This is a genomic window from Frateuria hangzhouensis (genome assembly GCF_026410505.1).
GTDB lineage: Bacteria > Pseudomonadota > Gammaproteobacteria > Xanthomonadales > Rhodanobacteraceae > Frateuria_A > Frateuria_A hangzhouensis.
On sequence record NZ_JAPMIU010000015.1, the window covers coordinates 1 to 16,596 of the forward strand.

General features: G+C 68.0%; 16 protein-coding genes. 14 read left to right on the top strand and 2 right to left on the bottom strand.

Going from position 1 to position 16,596, the window contains the following annotated elements:
* The 3 genes from OSC30_RS14170 to OSC30_RS14180 form a co-directional block, all read left to right on the top strand.
* Positions 1-514: UDP binding domain-containing protein (locus tag OSC30_RS14170; RefSeq protein WP_323374220.1), on the top strand; the 514-nt coding region annotated here is incomplete at its 5' end.
* A complete protein-coding gene (locus OSC30_RS14175; RefSeq protein ID WP_267172521.1) occupies positions 507-719 on the top strand; it encodes a SlyX family protein in 213 nt (70 codons plus the stop codon). The genes OSC30_RS14170 and OSC30_RS14175, both read left to right, overlap by 8 nt.
* Positions 720-781: 62 nt before the next feature.
* Positions 782-1,342: a DUF2058 domain-containing protein gene (locus tag OSC30_RS14180; protein WP_267172522.1), complete on the top strand. Its 561-nt coding sequence runs from the start codon at positions 782-784 to the stop codon at positions 1,340-1,342.
* Positions 1,343-1,427: 85 nt separating this feature from the next.
* On the opposite strand, the gene OSC30_RS14185 is transcribed toward OSC30_RS14180, so the two are convergent.
* A complete protein-coding gene (locus OSC30_RS14185; protein ID WP_267172523.1) occupies positions 1,428-3,473 on the bottom strand; it encodes a 3-hydroxyacyl-CoA dehydrogenase NAD-binding domain-containing protein in 2,046 nt (681 codons plus the stop codon).
* Between the two features lie 148 nt (positions 3,474-3,621).
* Here OSC30_RS14185 and OSC30_RS14190 point away from each other — a divergent pair, with 148 nt between their 5' ends.
* From OSC30_RS14190 to recO, 11 genes are all read left to right on the top strand, one after another.
* Positions 3,622-4,119, top strand: a complete 498-nt coding sequence (locus tag OSC30_RS14190) for a hypothetical protein (RefSeq protein ID WP_267172524.1) — start codon at positions 3,622-3,624, stop codon at positions 4,117-4,119.
* 13 nt (positions 4,120-4,132) lie between these two features.
* Positions 4,133-6,670, top strand: a complete 2,538-nt coding sequence (locus tag OSC30_RS14195; RefSeq protein ID WP_267172525.1) for a putative bifunctional diguanylate cyclase/phosphodiesterase — start codon at positions 4,133-4,135, stop codon at positions 6,668-6,670.
* Positions 6,671-6,965: 295 nt separating this feature from the next.
* Entirely contained in the window at positions 6,966-7,562 is a 597-nt protein-coding gene (gene rpoE / locus OSC30_RS14200) for an RNA polymerase sigma factor RpoE (RefSeq protein ID WP_267172582.1), read from the top strand.
* Positions 7,559-8,200 (top strand): sigma-E factor negative regulatory protein, encoded by a 642-nt coding sequence (locus tag OSC30_RS14205; RefSeq protein ID WP_267172526.1) that lies wholly within the window; start codon positions 7,559-7,561, stop codon positions 8,198-8,200. The genes rpoE and OSC30_RS14205 overlap by 4 nt, the downstream gene beginning before the upstream one ends.
* 112 nt (positions 8,201-8,312) lie before the next feature.
* Entirely contained in the window at positions 8,313-9,794 is a 1,482-nt protein-coding gene (locus OSC30_RS14210; RefSeq protein WP_267172527.1) for a DegQ family serine endoprotease, read from the top strand.
* Between the two features lie 145 nt (positions 9,795-9,939).
* On the top strand, positions 9,940-11,730 hold the full coding sequence (gene lepA / locus OSC30_RS14215) for a translation elongation factor 4 (RefSeq protein WP_267172528.1): 1,791 nt from the start codon (positions 9,940-9,942) through the stop codon (positions 11,728-11,730).
* 102 nt (positions 11,731-11,832) lie between these two features.
* Entirely contained in the window at positions 11,833-12,750 is a 918-nt protein-coding gene (lepB, locus tag OSC30_RS14220; RefSeq protein WP_267172529.1) for a signal peptidase I, read from the top strand.
* 102 nt (positions 12,751-12,852) lie between these two features.
* Positions 12,853-13,233: a DUF4845 domain-containing protein gene (locus OSC30_RS14225; protein ID WP_267172530.1), complete on the top strand. Its 381-nt coding sequence runs from the start codon at positions 12,853-12,855 to the stop codon at positions 13,231-13,233.
* Between the two features lie 6 nt (positions 13,234-13,239).
* Entirely contained in the window at positions 13,240-13,899 is a 660-nt protein-coding gene (gene rnc, locus OSC30_RS14230) for a ribonuclease III (RefSeq protein ID WP_267172531.1), read from the top strand.
* 79 nt (positions 13,900-13,978) lie between these two features.
* Positions 13,979-14,908 carry a GTPase Era gene (gene era / locus OSC30_RS14235; RefSeq protein WP_267172532.1) on the top strand — a complete coding sequence of 310 codons (930 nt, stop codon included), beginning with the start codon at positions 13,979-13,981 and terminating at the stop codon, positions 14,906-14,908.
* Between the two features lie 134 nt (positions 14,909-15,042).
* On the top strand, positions 15,043-15,753 hold the full coding sequence (gene recO / locus OSC30_RS14240) for a DNA repair protein RecO (protein ID WP_267172533.1): 711 nt from the start codon (positions 15,043-15,045) through the stop codon (positions 15,751-15,753).
* A gap of 68 nt (positions 15,754-15,821) precedes the next feature.
* Here recO and OSC30_RS14245 read toward each other — a convergent pair whose 3' ends face one another.
* On the bottom strand, positions 15,822-16,562 hold the full coding sequence (locus OSC30_RS14245) for a response regulator (RefSeq protein ID WP_267172534.1): 741 nt from the start codon (positions 16,560-16,562) through the stop codon (positions 15,822-15,824).
* Positions 16,563-16,596: the final 34 nt, after the last annotated feature.

Sequence of the window (16,596 nt, forward strand, 5' to 3'; positions counted from 1 at the left end):
GCGCACGGTGGACTACGAGGCCAAGCTGCTGGGCGCGGTGGAGGCGGTCAACCACGCGCAGAAGGGCAAGCTGTTCGAGCTGATCGAGCGGCACTACGGCGGCCAGCTGCAGGGCAAGACCGTGGCGCTGTGGGGCCTGGCGTTCAAACCCAACACCGACGACATGCGCGAGGCCTCCAGCCGCCGCCTGATGGAGCAACTGTGGGCGGCCGGGGCCACGGTGCGGGCGTTCGACCCGGAGGCGCGCGCGGAAACCACGCGCATCTACGGCGAGCGGGCGGACCTGACTCTTTGCGACGACGCGTACGCGGCGCTGGAAGGCGCCGACGTGCTGGCGATCGTGACCGAGTGGAAGGCGTTCCGCGCACCGGACTTCGCGCGCATCCGCGAGGTACTGAAGGAGCCGGCGATGTTCGACGGCCGCAACCTGTACGACCCGGTGCAGGTGGAGGACGCGGGGCTGGCCTATTACGGCATCGGCCGCGGCCGCTCGCTGAGGCAGGCGGATGTCTGACCTGGAACGCCGCCTGGAAGATCTGGAGGTACGCCTCACCTTCCTTGACGACACGGTGGGCGCGCTGGCGGCTGCCGATGCCGAGCAGGCGATGCGGCTGGTCGCGCTGGAACGGGTGTTGCACGACCTGCGCGCCGAGCTCGCCTCGCTGCGCACGGCACAGGGCAGCGATCCGCACAGCGAACCGCCGCCGCCGCATTATTGATGTCCCGCAGCCGGGACGCGCGTGGCGCACCCGGCAGCCCAACACCACACTGGAACCGGTTCATGGCCGACTCCCTCCGTGATCAGCTGCTCAAGAGCGGCATCGTCAAACAGGTGCGCGACGAGCAGCGCCCGAAGCCATCGTCCCAGCCGCCGCGGGGCAACCGCCCGCCGCAGGGCAAGGGCAAGCCGCAACGCCCGCCGACGCGCCGCGACCAAGGCGAAATGGACCTGGCCAAGGCCTACGCCATCCGCGCGCAGACCGAGGCCGCCGAGCGCAAGCGCGCCGATCAGGAGGCTGCTGAACAGGCCCGCCTCAGGCGCGAGCGCAAGGCCAAGATCCAGAAGCTGCTGGAAGGCCAGGTGCTGAACAAGGCCGAGGCCGACCACGTGCGGCACTTCGAGTACGGCGGCAAGATCCGCCGCGTGCATATCGATGCCGAACAACTGGCCGCGCTCAACGAGGGACGGCTGGGCATCGTCCAGCAGGGGGGGCGCTATCTGCTGGTCAGCCAGGCGATCGCCGAGCAGGTACGCGCGATCGATCCGCAGCAACTGGCGCTGCTGGTCGATCCGCAGGCAGCAATCGACGACGACGGCGTACCCGACGACCTGATGTGGTGAGAGTCATAGGGTGGGATTCACCCCACCGAGCTGGGTTGGAATGGTGGGCTGAAGCCCACCTTACGTGACCGGCTATTGGAGAAGCTCAGGTGAGCGCCGGCGACTCCCATCCCTGCTTGGGCAGGAACCGTTCGCCATGGCGCTGCGCCAATTGCTCGAGTCGCGCGCGCACATTGCCGACGCCTTCGCTGCGCACGTACTGGATCGGGCCACCGCGGAACGGCGCGAAGCCGGTGCCGAAGATCACTCCGGCATCGAGCAGGTCGGCATCGTCCACCACGCCGTCGGCCAGGCAGGCGACCGCCTCGTTGACCATCGGCAGGATCATGCGGTCCTGCAGGTCGGGCGCCGGGGTGTAGCCCGGGTCGACCTCCGGCTTGACCGGCTTGCCGTCCTGCCACACGTACAGGCCCTGGCCGTCTTTCTTGCCGCGCTTGCCCGCTTCGAGCTTGTCCTCGAGGCCGGGCGGCAGCTCCAGGCCGAGGAACGGGGCCAGCTCCTTGCCGACCGAGGCGCACACGTCCAGGCCCACGGTGTCGGCCAGCTCGATCGGCCCCATCGGCATGCCGAACTTCTTCGCCTCGCGGTCCAGTACCGGGCCGGGCACGCCTTCGCTGTACAGGCGCAGGGCTTCGAGCAGGTAGGGCATCAGTATGCGGTTGACCAGGAAGCCGGGCGTGCCCTTGACGGCCACCGGCACTTTGCCCAGCGCCTTGCAGAAGGCCAGCGCACGCTTCTCGACGGCCGGGTCCAGCTGGTCGTGGCGCACCACTTCCACCAGCGGCATCTGCGCCACCGGGTTGAAGAAGTGCAGGCCCAGGAAACGCTGCGGCGCGGCCAGCCCCTGGCGCAACTCGTCGAGCGGGATGCTGGACGTGTTGCTGGCGAGGATTTCCTGCGCCTTGAACTGCGGTTCGATCGTCGCGTACAGCTCGCGCTTGGCCTCGGCGTTCTCGTAGATAGCCTCGATCGCCAGATCCGCCGTGGCCACACCGGCACCCTCGACGTCCGCGCGCAAGCGGCCCATCGTGGCTTCGATCTTGTCCGCGCTTTTGAGTTTTTTCTCGTAATAGCTGCGGGCACGGTCCAGTGCGGGCTGCACGAACTTCATTTCGCGGTCCTGCAGGGTCACTTCGTAACCCTTGTAGGCCGCCCAGGCCGCAATATCGCCGCCCATCACGCCGGCGCCGACCACGTGCACGCGGCGGATGTCCGGGTCGACCCCGCCACCGGCGCCCTTGAGGCGCTCCTGCAGCAGGAATACGCGGATCAGGTTGCGCGCGGTGGGGGTCTTGGCCAGCTTCGCCACCGATCGCGCTTCCAGCTTCAGCCGCTGCTGGATGCTGCCGCCGCCGCGCTGCCATACGTCGATCAGCGCGAACGGGGCGGGGTAATGTTCCTTGCGCACCTTGGCCGCCGTCTGCTTGACCACCATCGGCGCCAGGATCTGCCGCACCGGCCACCAGTTGGTCGCCCACGCCTTGGCGCGCAGCGCGAACGGCCGCGCATGCGGACGGCGGAGCAGGGCGCGTGCTTCGGCCAGCAGGTCGGCCGGCGGCGCCACCCGGTCGACCACGCCCAGCGCCTGCGCGCGCCTGGCCGACAGTGGCCGGCCGGTGAGCATGATCGGCAACGCCTCGGTGGCGCCGATCAACCGCGGCAGGCGGGCGGTGCCGCCCCAGCCGGGGTGGATGCCCAGCATCACCTCGGGCAGGGCGATCTTCGTTTTCTCGTCGTCCGCGGCGACCCGCTGGCGGCAGGCCAGGATCAATTCGGTGCCGCCGCCCATGCAGGCGCCATGCACCGCCGCCACGGTCGGGCAGGGTAGCCGGGCGACCGATTCGAACACCTTCTGGCCATGGCGGATGTTCTCCAGCACGGTGTCCTGCTCGGCGTAGCCCACGAACTCCTTGATGTCCGCGCCCACGGCAAAGCCGGAGGCCTTGCCTGAATGGATGATCACGCCGGCGGGCTTCTCGATCGCCAGTCGCTCGACGATCTGCGCGAGTTCGTCCAGCACGTCGTGTGAAATGGCGTTCACGCTGCTGTCGGCGCGGTCGAGCGTCAGGGTGACGATGCCGCCATCGTCCACGCTCGTCTTCCAGTGATTGAAGCGCAATCCTTCGAACATGGCGTTTGGGAGTGGCCGGGGAGCCCTGAACCTTACCGCTGCGTGCGGATGAATGCGAGTTGGCCGGCGGGTGGCAAATCCGGGTGATTTTTCCGAACGGTGACCTGGCGCTATTGCGCTTCGCTGGCGAGTGCGTAACTTACGTGCGATGAACCCCCTGCTGGCCTCCGCCCCGCCGCCGCCCGGCATCGAGATCTTCGAGCGCATCCTGGCCGCACCGGCCGGGTTGATCCTGCTCGAGAGCTGCGACAGCCCGGCGCTGATCGAGCAGTTCCGCGGCATCGTGCGGCGCAGCGGGCAGGCGGTGTATTTGTGGCAGCCGGACCTGGGGCTGGGCAACCTGAGTGACGGCCATGCCCGCGTGCCGGGCAGCCAGCGCCTTGGCGCGGCCCTGCGCTACATGCAGCAGAGCATGCATTTCGGTGTCTACCTGCTGATGGGCCTGGAGCCACCGCTGTCGGCGATGGACAGCACCCTGCTGCGCCAGTTGGCCAAGCCGCCGGCCGGACATGTCCGCCGCGTGGTGCTGCTGGACGCCTCGCCGGCGCTGATCGACCACCTGGGCGACATGGCCATGCGCATGAAGGGCCAGCCGGACGCGCCGCTGCGCCCGCGCCTGCGCGACGGCCGCTGGCTGGTCGCCTGACCCGGGGGCACGCATGAGTACCGGCATCCTGGTGATCGCTGCCCAGCGCGATTTGCGCCGGAACATGTTCGACGCGCTCGAGGGTGCTGGCCACCCGACCGTCCATACCGCCCGCGGCGTGCCGCACGCCGAATTGCTGCTGGATGGCCGCCCGCCACTGGCGTTGGCGGTGGTCGCCTTCGATGGCGACGCGGTCGACGCCCAGGCCACCTGCGAACAACTGCGACGCATTCCTGCCTGCGCCGAGGCGCCGATGATCGCCGTGCTGGCCGATGGCGCCACGGTCACCCCCGGCCAGCTGCCGGCCGGCATCGCCGACTGGCTGTACGGCTCGCAGGTGGCGCTGGAGCTGGTCGCCCGCTGGCGCCGCGCCCGTCCGCAGGCGCTGCCGGTGCAGGCCGGACCGGATCACTACCGCTTCGCGTTCGAGGAGGACGCGAGCGAATGGCTGATCGTCGACCCGCAGACCGAGCGCGTGCTGGAAGCCAGTTCGGCCGTGGTGCGCCACAGCCAGCTCGAGGTCGAACAATTGGTCGGCCGCGGCCTGCGCGAGCTGCTGGCCTTCGAAGGCATCGCCGCCGAACACGTGCTGCAGCAGGCCGACCGGCGCTGGTACGCCTGCCAGCGCCGATCCAGCCGCGGCGCGGACACCGGCCAGGCCAGCGCACGCCGGATCCAGCATGGCGGGGGCGAGGCGATCGCGCTGATGTTCCGCAGCGACCGCGCGGACATCCGCGCCGAGGCCGCGCTCAGCCTGCTCTCGCGCATGTTCGCATCGGCCAGCGGCATCGACACGCAGAAGGTCGCCGCACGATTGCTGGTCGACGAACTGGGACTGGATTATCTGGCGTTGTGGTCGGCGCGGAACGGCGAGGGCGCGGCCACCCCCAACCTGTTGATCCAGCTATGGCGGGGCGAGGACCAGCCCTGGCCGGCGGCGGCCCAGCAGCGGGCCTTGCGTCAGGTGCTGGACGGCAAGGCGGTGCTGCATCCAGCCGATGCGCGCCGGCTCGCCGCCGGCGACCCGCTGGTCGAGCTGATCGGCGTGTCCGGTTTCGCCGGCCTGCCGCTGTTCGACGAACGCCGCGCCGTACTGGGCGCGCTGCTGGTCGGCAGCCGCACGCCGTTCGGTGACGTGGGCCTGGTCGAACCGGTGCTGCGCTGCGCGGCGGCGCGCTTCGCGCACGCGATGGAATTGCGGTTGACGCGCGAACAGGGCCGCGCCGAGGGCCTGATCGACTCGCTCACCGGTCTCCCCAACCGATTGCTGTTCAGCGACCGTCTGGACACCATCATCCGCGAGGCGCACCGCACCGGCGAAACCTTCGCCGTGCTGTTCGTCGACCTGGACCGCTTCAAGGACATCAACGACACGCTGGGCCATGCTGCCGGCGACCAGGTGCTCAAGACCGTCACCCACCGCCTGTGCTCCAGCGTACGCGCTTCCGACACGGTCGCCCGCTACGCCGGCGACGAGTTTGTGGTGGTACTTCGCCACATCATCAAGAACGACGACGTGCTGCGGGTGGCCGAAAAGATCGTGCAGGTGATGGAGGCGCCGCTGAAGCTGGGCGGCGAGGACGCGCCACTGAAGGTCACCGCCTCCATCGGCGTGAGCTTCTTCCCCGACGATTCGCCCGATGCCGAGACCCTGCTCAAGCACGCCGACGAGGCGATGTACGCGGCCAAGCGAAAAGGCCGCAACAACTTCCATTTCTACGAGATCAGCCCGGAACAGGCGCAGCAGCACGATGTCCTGCTCAAGACCCGGCTGCGACACGCCGAGGGCAATGGCGAATTGCGCGTGTTCTACCAGCCCCAGGTCGACGCGGTCAGCGAGGACATCGTCGGCATGGAGGCGCTGGTGCGTTGGGAGCATCCGGAGCTGGGCGGCATCAGCCCCGGCGTGTTCATTCCCCTCGCCGAGGAAACCGGCCTGATCGTCTCGCTCGGCGCCTGGGTGCTGCAAACCGCCTGTCGCCAGGCGCGCGAATGGGAGGAGAAGTACGGGTTGGGCCTGCGCCTGGGCGTGAACCTGTCGGCCGTGCAGCTGATGGAGCCGGACCTGCTCGACACGGTGACCGCGGCGCTGGCCGAATCGGGCCTCGATCCGCGCCTGCTGGAACTGGAAGTCACCGAGAGCATCAGCATCAAGGCCGTGCCCAACCTGGTGGAGAACCTGCACGGCCTGCACCGCCTCGGCTGCCGCATCGCCATCGACGATTTCGGCACCGGCGCGGCGTCGCTGGACTACCTGCGCAAGTTGCCGGCCGACCGCATCAAGATCGACCAGAGCTTCGTGCGCAACATCGGCATCGACCCGGACGACGAGGCGATCGTGCGCGCCACCATCGAGATGGCCCATCGCCTCAAGCGCGGCGTGGTGGCCGAGGGCGTGGAAATCGAGCAGCACCTGAAGTTCCTGCGCGCCAATGATTGTGACGAGTTGCAGGGTTACCTGTTCTGCCGCCCGCTGCCGCACCCCAGCTTCGACCGCCTGCTGGCCGAACGCCAGCGCCTGCTGGCCGAACCGCAGGCCAACGTGGCTTGAAACGCAGGGTGGGCTTCAGCCCGCCGCCTCCCCACACGGTGGGCTGAAGCCCACCTTACGAGGCTCCGGCCGCTTGCTGGCCGAACCGCAGGCCAGCGTGGCCTGAAAGTCCTGGCACGGCGGGGCGGCGCTCTTGATCCGCCCGTTCCAGACCCGCATTTACAGCTACTCGCCGTCACCGGGCGGTTCCAGTGACGTTCGCGTGAACTTGCGCCGCCGCCGCTTGTCTGAAGGCGGCGCGTTACCATCCGGCTGGCGCTTCCCCCACGCGTTCACGACAAGGAGAAAGGCCCGGATGGGCGAAAACGAACTGGATAGCGCGCTGGTCGAGCGTGTCCAAAACGGCGACCGGCGCGCCTTCGACCTGCTGGTGCGCAAGTACCAGCACAAGGTGATCGGCCTGATCTCCCGCTACGTCAACAACTACGCCGAGTGCGAGGACGTGGCGCAGGAGGCGTTCGTGCGCGCCTGGCGGGCGATCGGATCGTTCCGCGGCGACAGCCAGTTCTACACCTGGATGTACAAGATCGCGGTCAACACCGCCAAGAACCATTTGGTCGCGATGGGGCGGCGTCCGCCGATGGACGACATCGCCGCCGAAGACGCGGTGTTCCTCACCGGCACCGAACGGATGCAGGAGGGCGCCACGCCCGAACGCGAGCTGCTGCGGCAGGAAATTGAACAAACCGTCTTCAGTACTGTCCAAGCGCTGCCAGAAGAGCTCCGTACCGCCATCACGCTGCGTGAAGTGGATGGCCTGAGCTACGAGGAAATCGCCGAGGCGATGGGTTGTCCCATCGGCACGGTGCGTTCGCGGATCTTCCGTGCGCGCGAGGCGATCGATCAGCAACTGCGGCCGCTGCTGTCGGACCGCGAGGATCATTCGAAATGAGCGAAGCCCAACGTGAACACCTTTCCGCCGGTATCGACGGCGAACTCGCCCGGGAGGAACTCCGCTTCCTGCTGCGCCGGTTCGAGCACGATGCCGAGCTGCGGCAGAGCTGGACGCGCTATCACCTGGCGCGCGACGGGCTGCGCCGGCAACTGCCGGCGGTAGCTTCCAGCGGATTCGCGAGCCGGGTGGAACAGGCGATCGCCCAGGAGCTCCAGGCCAAAGGTGGACGCCGTGCGCCGCACTGGTTGCGCTGGTCGGCCGGTGGCGCGATCGCCGCCAGCGTCGCCGTCGCTGCCTTGATGATCGCTCGCCCGGCCGCCGACGATGACCGCGTGACCGCCGGCCTGGCCCAGGCCAGCCCGACGACCGAAATCGCGCCGGTGACCGAGCCAACTGCGCCCGCCGCCGTGCCGCCGTGGCTGAGCGGCGACACCGCCTCGCGCTACAGCCAGCAGGCCGCCGCAACGCTCGGCGAGAGCTACGGCGAGATGCTGCTGCCCTACGCACGCAGCCTGTCGCCGTACCGCCTGCAGCGCGTACGTTCGCCCAGCGACGAACCGGGCTATTTCCTGTTGGTCGACCCCCGACGGGCACCCGCCGCCCATTCGCGCCAGGCCGCTGCCGGCGCACGATGACTCGCGTCCGCGCGAGCGTCCGCAGTCGTTTCCCTTTTCCAGCCACCGGCCGGCCCCGCATACGGGCCGCGTACGGTCGCGTCCCTGGTTTTGTCCTGAAGGAGGAGTGCCGATGAACCGAATTCCCTTGCGCACCTTGGCCTGCTGCGTGCTGATGGGCCTGGTCACGGCCGGCTGTGCACAGGCCGAGCCGCCGGCCGCACAGGCGAACGCCCCGGCAACGGGTACGCCCGCGCCGGCCATGGCCAGCCTGCCGGACTTCACCCAGATCGTGAAAAAGAACGCCCCCGCCGTGGTGCACGTCGAGGCCAAGTACAACGGCCGGCGCCGCGAGCCGCGGATGCGGGCGGGCATGCCCGATGATCCGCAGATGGAACTCTTCCGCCGCTTCTTCGGCATGCCGATGATGCCTTCGCCGGAAGAGCAGGAGCACACCTCGCTAGGCTCGGGCTTCATCCTTTCGAGCGATGGCTACATCCTGACCAACAACCACGTGGTCGATGGCGCCGACGCGGTCACCGTGCGCCTGCAGGACCGCCGCACGCTCAAGGCCAAGGTCATCGGCACCGACCCGAGCTACGACATTGCCCTGCTGAAAGTGGACGAGAGCGGCCTGCCGGCGGTGTCGATCGGCCAGTCACGCTCGCTCGAGCCGGGCCAGTGGGTGCTCGCGATCGGCTCGCCATTCGGCCTGGACTACACCGTCACCCAAGGCATCGTCAGTGCCGTGGGCCGTAACCTGGGCAACCGCGACCAACCCTATACCTCGTTCATCCAGACCGACGTGCCGATCAACCGCGGCAATTCCGGCGGCCCGCTGTTCAACCTGCAGGGGCAGGTGGTCGGCATCAACTCGCAGATCTACTCCAACACCGGCGGCTACCTCGGCGTGTCGTTCTCGATCCCGATCGACGTGGCGATGAGCGCCGTGCAGCAGATCAAGGACCACGGCTACGTCACCCGCGGCCAGCTGGGCGTGCAGGTGCGTGGGGTGGACGGCCAGATCGCCAAGGCGCTCAACCTCGACAACCCGCGCGGCGCCATCGTCGGCGTCGTGCAGGAGGGCAGCGCGGCCGACAAGGCCGGTATCCAGGTCGGCGACATCATCACCGCCTATAACGGCCAGCCGATCATGGACGCCGGCGACCTGCCACCCGTGGTCGGCATGACCAAGCCGGGCACCAAGGTTCCGGTGGAGATCCTGCGCAACGGCAAGCAGCAGACGATCCAGGTGACGGTTGGCGAGGTGCCGCACGACAAGGCCGGCGCCAGCGGCAACGACCACTCGCCGGCGCAGTCCGGTTCGGCGGCGCTGGGCCTGAGTGTGCGCGAGCTTGACGACGACGCCCGTCGCCAGCTCGACCTGAAAGCGGGTGAGGGCGTCTTGATCGGCGACGTCACCGGGCCGGTAGCTGCCCGCGCCGGCCTGCAGCCGGGCGACGTGATCCTGCGGGTGGGCCAGAAGAATGTGGCCAGCGTGTCGGCCTTCCGCGCGGCGACCCGGGACGTCAAGCCGGGCGACACCGTGCTGTTGCTGGTGCGGCGGGGGGACGACACCCGCTTCATCGCCCTGACGGTGCCCTCGGACAAGTAGGCGACGCCTGCCTGGCAGGAGCCCACTTGCGGGCTCCTGCACAGGCAGGGCGGGCATCCGATTCCATGCGACAATACCGGGTTCGTATCGCCATCCCGGCGGTCCGCGGCCTTTGCAGGTCGCGAAAGCCCGACCAGCGTATTCCATGGAACTGATCCGCAATTTCTCCATCATCGCGCACATCGACCACGGCAAATCGACCCTGGCCGACCGCATCATCCAGCTCTGCGGCGGTCTGACCGAGCGCGAGATGGAAGCACAGGTGCTCGACAACAACCCGATCGAGCGCGAGCGCGGCATCACCATCAAGGCCCAGTCCGTGTCGCTGCCGTACAAGGCGCGCGACGGCAAGACCTACCAGCTCAACTTCATCGATACCCCCGGCCACGTCGACTTCTCCTACGAGGTGTCGCGCTCGCTGGCAGCCTGCGAAGGCGCGCTGCTGGTGGTCGACGCCGCCCAGGGCGTGGAGGCCCAGTCCGTCGCCAATTGCTACACGGCGGTGGAGCAGGGGTTGGAAGTGGTGCCGGTGCTGAACAAGATCGACCTGCCAACCGCCGATCCGGAAAAGGTCAAGGGCGAGATCGAGGCGGTGATCGGCATCCACGCCGACGATGCCGTGGCGATCAGCGCCAAGACCGGCCAGAACGTGACCGAGGTGCTCGAGGCGATTGTGGCGCGCATCCCGCCGCCCAAGCCGCGCGACACCGACCGCCTGCAGGCGCTGATCATCGACTCGTGGTTCGACAACTACCTGGGCGTGATCTCGCTGGTGCGCGTGATGCAGGGCGAGATCAAGGCCGGCGACAAGCTGCTGGTGATGTCCACCGGCCGCGTGCACGAGGTCGACGACGTCGGCGTGTTCACGCCCAAGCGCAAGAAGCTGGACAAGCTCGGCGCCGGCGAGGTGGGTTGGATCAATGCTTCGATCAAGGACGTCCACGGCGCCCCGGTCGGCGACACGCTGACCCTGGCCGCGAAGCCGGCCGACAAGCCGCTGCCGGGCTTCCAGACCATGCAGCCGCGCGTGTTCGCCGGCCTGTTCCCGGTGTCGGCGGACGACTACCCGGCGATGCGCGAGGCGCTGGACAAGCTGCGCCTGAACGACGCGGCGCTGTTCTTCGAGCCCGAGTCCTCCGAGGCGATGGGCTTCGGCTTCCGCTGCGGCTTCCTCGGCATGCTGCACATGGAGATCGTGCAGGAGCGCCTGGAGCGCGAGTACGACCTGAACCTGATCACCACCGCACCGACGGTGGTCTACGAGGTGCTCAAGACCGACGGCACCGTGATGGATCTGGACAACCCCGCGAAACTGCCGCCGGTGCCGCAGATCGACGAGATCCGCGAGCCCATCATTGTCGCCAACATCCTCACCCCGCCGGAGTACATCGGCAACATCATTACCCTGTGCGAGGAAAAACGTGGCGTGCAGCGTTCCATCCAGTACCTGGCCACGCAGGTGCAGATCAGCTACGAGATGCCGCTGGCCGAAGTGGTGCTGGATTTCTTCGATCGCCTCAAGTCCGTCTCGCGCGGCTATGCGTCGATGGATTACCACCACGAGCGCTTCGAGGCCGGTCCGTTCGTGCGCGTGGACGTGCTGATCAACGGCGACCGCGTGGACGCGCTCAGCCTGATCGTGCACCGCAGCCACGCCGACCGGCGCGGCCGCGACCTGGTCGAGCGGATGAAGGATCTGATCCCGCGCCAGCAGTTCGACGTGGCGATCCAGGCGGCCATCGGCGCGCAGGTCATCGCCCGATCCACGGTCAAGGCACTGCGCAAGAACGTGCTGGCCAAGTGCTACGGCGGCGACGTCAGCCGCAAGAAGAAGCTTCTGGAAAAGCAGAAGGAAGGCAAGAAGCGCATGAAACAGGTCGGCCGCGTGGAAATTCCGCAGGAAGCCTTTCTTGCCGTGCTGAAAGTGGATAAATAGTCAGGCCGGGATCCGGTATTCGGAATTCGGGATTCGAAAGAGCGGCTCGCGCTCCGAATCCCGAATTCCGAATCCCGAATCGCGGCTCCAAAGGGAGCCACCATGGAATTCGATTTCTCCGCCATCCTGCTGGCCCTCACCGTGCTGTTCGGCGTGGTGTGGGGGCTGGATCGGCTGTTTCTCTACAACAAGCGCAAGTCGCGCCTGGATGCGGCCTGCGAGGAGTACCGCGACCCGGTGCCGGTGGACTGGGCGCGCTCGCTGTTTCCGGTGGTGCTGGTGGTGCTGGTGCTGCGCTCGTTCGTGGCCGAACCGTTCCGCATCCCGTCCGGTTCGATGATGCCGACCCTGGACGTGGGCGATTTCATCCTGGTCAACAAGTTCGCCTATGGCCTGCGCATGCCGGCCTTCAACAACAAGTTCCTGGACCTGGGCGAGCCCAAGCGCGGCGACGTGGTGGTGTTCCGTTTCCCCGGCTACCTGTGCCAGGACGAGGGCGGCAACTGGGTGCGCAGCGGCGATATCAGCTGCTCCGACCCGCACGCGCCGGTACCCAACCAGAACTGGATCAAGCGGGTGATCGGCCTGCCGGGCGACACCATCGAGTCACACGGCGACCAGTTGCTGATCAACGGCAAGCCGGTGCCGGCCGACACGACCGGGCCATTCCAGGGCCGTCCGAACGGCGACGAATCGCGCCTGATGCGTGACTACGGCGCCACCGTGTGGACCGAACACCTGCCACGATCGGACGGCAAGGGCAGCATCGACCACATGATCGCCCGCATGCCGGCCTATTCGATGCCGCTCTCGATCCCCAACGACAAGGTCCCGGCCAAGGTGCCGGAGGGCTGCTATATCGTGATGGGCGACAACCGCTACAACAGCACCGACAGCCGCTGGTGGGGCTGCATGCCGGAGAAGAACCTGGCCGGCAAGGCCTTCCTGATCTGGCTGAGCTGGAAGGGCATGCACGACGGCTGGATCGATTTCTCCCGCATCGGCAAGATCATCCACTGATGCAAGGCGTGACGGAGGGCACCCGTGCCCCCGTGACCGGGGCCATGGCGGCGCGCAAGAATACAGACGAGGCAGCCGCCACAGCGGCATAGCGAGGGGACTATGAAGAGCAAGCAAGCGGGCATCACCCTGATCGGGTTCCTGGTCGTCCTGGTGGTCGTGGCCTTCTTCGGCTACATGGCGATGAAGCTGGTACCGGCCTACACCGAGTACATGGGCGTGACCAAGGCCATGACCCAGGTGTCGACCGACGGCGTGGAAGGCAGGTCGCTGGACGAGATCCGGCGCGACCTGTTGTTCAAGATGGACTTCCAGTATGTCGACGACGCCACCATCGAGCCGCAGGACATCACCATCGATCGCAGCAACGGCAAACAGTTGCACGTGGCCTACGACAAGCAGATTCCGTTCATCTACAACATCGATTTCCTGCTCCACTTCGAAAAGAGCGTGCCGCTGCAGGGCAACTTGTCCTCGCTCTGATTCCAAGTGAAGCTCGATTACGCATTCCGTGACGCCACCCTGGCCGGCCTGGCGCTGACCCACCGCAGCGCGGGCCGGCCGAACAACGAGCGGCTGGAGTTCCTGGGCGATGCGCTGCTTGGCGTGATCGTCGCGGAGATGCTCTACGAGGCCCATCCACGCGCCAGCGAGGGCGAACTCTCGCGGCTTCGCGCACAACTGGTCAACGGACTGGCTTTGGCGGTGGTCGCCCGCGAACTGGAACTGGGCGACGGGCTCAAGCTGGGGCCCGGCGAATTGAAGAGTGGCGGCTACCGTCGCGACTCGATCCTGGCCGACGCGTTCGAGGCGCTGGTGGCGGCGGTCTATCTGGATGGTGGTTTCGACGCCTGCCGGACGACCGTGCGAGGCCTGTTTGCCCAGCGCGTGGCGGACCTGCCCAAATCGTCCAAGGACGCCAAGACGCGCCTGCAGGAGTGGTTGCAGGCGCGCGGCCTGCCGCTGCCGGTATACGAGCTGACAGGCAGCCAGGGCGAGGACCACGCCAAGCTCTTCGAAGTGTCCTGCAGCATTGCCGAACCCACGCCGCTGCGCGCCGAGGCTCGTGGCCCCAGCCGCCGCGCCGCCGAACAGGACGCGGCGGAGGTCGTGCTCGGCCAGTTGACCGACCCGCTGCCGCCCGCCTGAACCCTTCCTACCCGGAAGCCTGGCGTCGCTCGCGCGGCGGCGCCATGCTTCGCCCTCTGCCCGCCGGAAACCCCCGATCATGAACGAAGAAACCGAAGCCACCGGCGAGTTGCCGCACCAGGACTTCCGCTGCGGCGCCGTCGCCCTGGTCGGGCGCCCCAACGTGGGCAAGTCGACCCTGCTCAACGCGCTGATCGGCTTTCGCCTGTCCATCGTCAGCCCGCGCCCGCAGACCACCCGTCACCGCATCCTGGGGATCGCCACCAGCGAGGCGGGGCAGGTGATGTACGTCGATACCCCGGGCCTGCACCGCGGCGCCAAGCGCGCCATGAACCGCAGCCTCAACCGCGCCGCGCGCACGGCCATGGCCGAGGTGGACCTGGCCGTGCAGCTGATCGAGGCCGGCCGCTGGACCGACGAGGACGAGGCACTGTATGCCGCCATGGTCGAGCAGAACGTGCCCCGCCTGCTTGCCATCAACAAGGTCGACCTGGCCAAGGACAAGGGCGCGCTGTTGCCGTTCGTCGCCGAACTGGCCGCGCGCCACCAGTTCGAGGACATCCACTACGTCAGCGCGCTCAAGGGCAAGGGGCTCAAGGAGCTGGAGCGGGACATCCTGAAGCGGCTGCCGGTCAATCCGCCGGTCTTCGGCGAAGACGAAATCACCGACCGCAGCGAGCGGTTTCTCGCCGCCGAGATGGTGCGCGAGCAGTTGATGCTCCGGCTCGATCAGGAATTGCCTTACGCCACCACGGTCGAGATCGAGCAGTTCGCCGACCGTGACGATGGCGTGGCCGAGATCCACGCGGTGATCTGGGTCGAGCGCGATGGCCAGAAGGCGATCGTGATCGGGCAGGGCGGCGCCCAGCTCAAGGCCATCGGCAGCGCCGCCCGCCGCCACATGGAGAAGCTGTTCGAGCGCAAGGTCTTCCTGAAGCTGTGGGTGAAGGTGCGCGAGGGCTGGGTGGATGACGAGGCGATGTTGAAGAAGCTCGGGTATACGGATTAGGGATTCGGGATTGGGGATTCGGGATTCGTAAAAGCGCGGGAAGCTCGCGTGGTGCGAGTCCTGGCCACCCCGACCCCGACCCCGACCCCGATCCGACCCCCAAAATCGAATCCCGAACCCGAATCCCGGCCTCGATGCTCCTCGACCAGCAGCCCGCCTACGCCCTGCACGCGCGGCCCTACCGGGAAACCTCGCTGTTGCTCGAATGCCTGACTCGTGACCAGGGCCGGCTGGGCGTGATCGCCCGTGGCGTGCGGCGCGAGCGGGCGCGTTTGCAGCGGGCGCAGCTCGAGCCGTTCCAGCCGCTGGCGCTGGATCTGCTGTTGCGTGGAGAACTGGCGACCCTGCGTGGCGCCGAACCGGCCGGTCCACCGCTGCGGTTGACCGGCGATGCCGGGCTCGCGGGGTTGTACATCAATGAACTGGTGGTGCGGTTGACCGGGCGCCAGGATCCGCAACCGGACCTGTTCGCGGCCTACGCGCGCACGCTGCCGCGGTTGGCCGGGCCCGGCCTCCTGGCCTGGCAGTTGCGCCGTTTCGAGCGGGACCTGCTCACGGCGATCGGCTATGCCTTGCAACTGGACACCGAAGCCGATACCGGCGAACCGCTGGCAGCGGATGGCTGTTACCGCTACCAGGTCGAGTATGGGCCGGTGCTTGCTCCTCCCTCGGCCCCGCGGGTGATCCGCGGCGCCGACCTGCTGGCGCTGGCCGCCGACCAGTGCCCGGATACGACCGGTCTGGCGTCGCTGCGGCGCCTGATGCGCGAGGTAATCCGCTTTCACCTGGGCGGCGGCGAACTGCACGCCTGGCGTGTCTTGGCCGCGGCCATGTCGCGCCGCTAACCCCGCCACTTCCCGTAGGTTGGGCTTCAGCCCACCTACCTCCACCCAGTGCGAAATGCTCCGTCCGATCAGCGATTCAGCGCTGCCAGGGTCGCGACCAGCGCCTCCCGGAACCGTTCTTTCGCCCCGTCGCCTACCGAACCTTCCGCTTCCGCGTGCCGCTGCAGGTGCGTCGCCTGCGCCGCCAGCGCCGCGGCGCCGCAGAACCCGCACGCCGAACGCAACCGGTGCAGGCGCTCGACCAGCCATGGCGGCTGGTCGCAGAAATCATCCAGCTCCTGCAGCAGGGCGGCCAGCTCTTCACGCAGCAGGCCGCGCAGGGCCTGCATGGTCCCGGCATCGCCGCTGGTCGCCAGGCCACCCGCGTCGTCCAGCAGCGGGGCGTGGCGCCCGCTGCTGCGGGCGAGCGTGAGCAATGGACGCAATGCGTCCAGTTCGCAGGGCTTGAGCAGCACGTCGCTGAACCCGAAGGCCAGCAGCTGCTGGCGGTCCTCCGGCGACACCTCGGCACTGGTGGCCACCGCCAGCGCATCGGCCGAACGGGCCTGGCTGTCGGCCCGCAATGCGGCCAGTACGTCGCGGGCACCGGCGCCGGGCATGCGGCAGTCCAGCAGCAACAGGTCGAAGGTCTCGATGGCCGCGCGGGCCAGCGCCAGCTGGCCGTCGGCGCATTCGTGCACGTGCGCGCCCAGCGCGCGCAGGCCGTCGCCCAGGAAGCGCCGGCTGGCCGGGTCATCGTCGGCCACCAGGACGTAGGGCAGGGCGGGTCTGGCAGCAGGCGGCACGTGGCGCAAGGTGACTGTGGGCATGACGAATCCGTGTCGTTCAGCTGGTTTTGGCAGA

Bases quoted from the DNA above. Each gene is read 5' to 3' on its own strand.
- OSC30_RS14175 (WP_267172521.1), top strand. From the start codon at position 507: ATGTCTGACCTGGAACGCCGCCTGGAAGATCTGGAGGTACGCCTCACC.
- OSC30_RS14180 (WP_267172522.1), top strand. From the start codon at position 782: ATGGCCGACTCCCTCCGTGATCAGCTGCTCAAGAGCGGCATCGTCAAA.
- OSC30_RS14185 (WP_267172523.1), bottom strand. From the start codon at position 3,473: ATGTTCGAAGGATTGCGCTTCAATCACTGGAAGACGAGCGTGGACGAT.
- OSC30_RS14190 (WP_267172524.1), top strand. From the start codon at position 3,622: ATGAACCCCCTGCTGGCCTCCGCCCCGCCGCCGCCCGGCATCGAGATC.
- OSC30_RS14195 (WP_267172525.1), top strand. From the start codon at position 4,133: ATGAGTACCGGCATCCTGGTGATCGCTGCCCAGCGCGATTTGCGCCGG.
- rpoE (WP_267172582.1), top strand. From the start codon at position 6,966: ATGGGCGAAAACGAACTGGATAGCGCGCTGGTCGAGCGTGTCCAAAAC.
- OSC30_RS14205 (WP_267172526.1), top strand. From the start codon at position 7,559: ATGAGCGAAGCCCAACGTGAACACCTTTCCGCCGGTATCGACGGCGAA.
- OSC30_RS14210 (WP_267172527.1), top strand. From the start codon at position 8,313: ATGAACCGAATTCCCTTGCGCACCTTGGCCTGCTGCGTGCTGATGGGC.
- lepA (WP_267172528.1), top strand. From the start codon at position 9,940: ATGGAACTGATCCGCAATTTCTCCATCATCGCGCACATCGACCACGGC.
- lepB (WP_267172529.1), top strand. From the start codon at position 11,833: ATGGAATTCGATTTCTCCGCCATCCTGCTGGCCCTCACCGTGCTGTTC.
- OSC30_RS14225 (WP_267172530.1), top strand. From the start codon at position 12,853: ATGAAGAGCAAGCAAGCGGGCATCACCCTGATCGGGTTCCTGGTCGTC.
- era (WP_267172532.1), top strand. From the start codon at position 13,979: ATGAACGAAGAAACCGAAGCCACCGGCGAGTTGCCGCACCAGGACTTC.
- recO (WP_267172533.1), top strand. From the start codon at position 15,043: ATGCTCCTCGACCAGCAGCCCGCCTACGCCCTGCACGCGCGGCCCTAC.
- OSC30_RS14245 (WP_267172534.1), bottom strand. From the start codon at position 16,562: ATGCCCACAGTCACCTTGCGCCACGTGCCGCCTGCTGCCAGACCCGCC.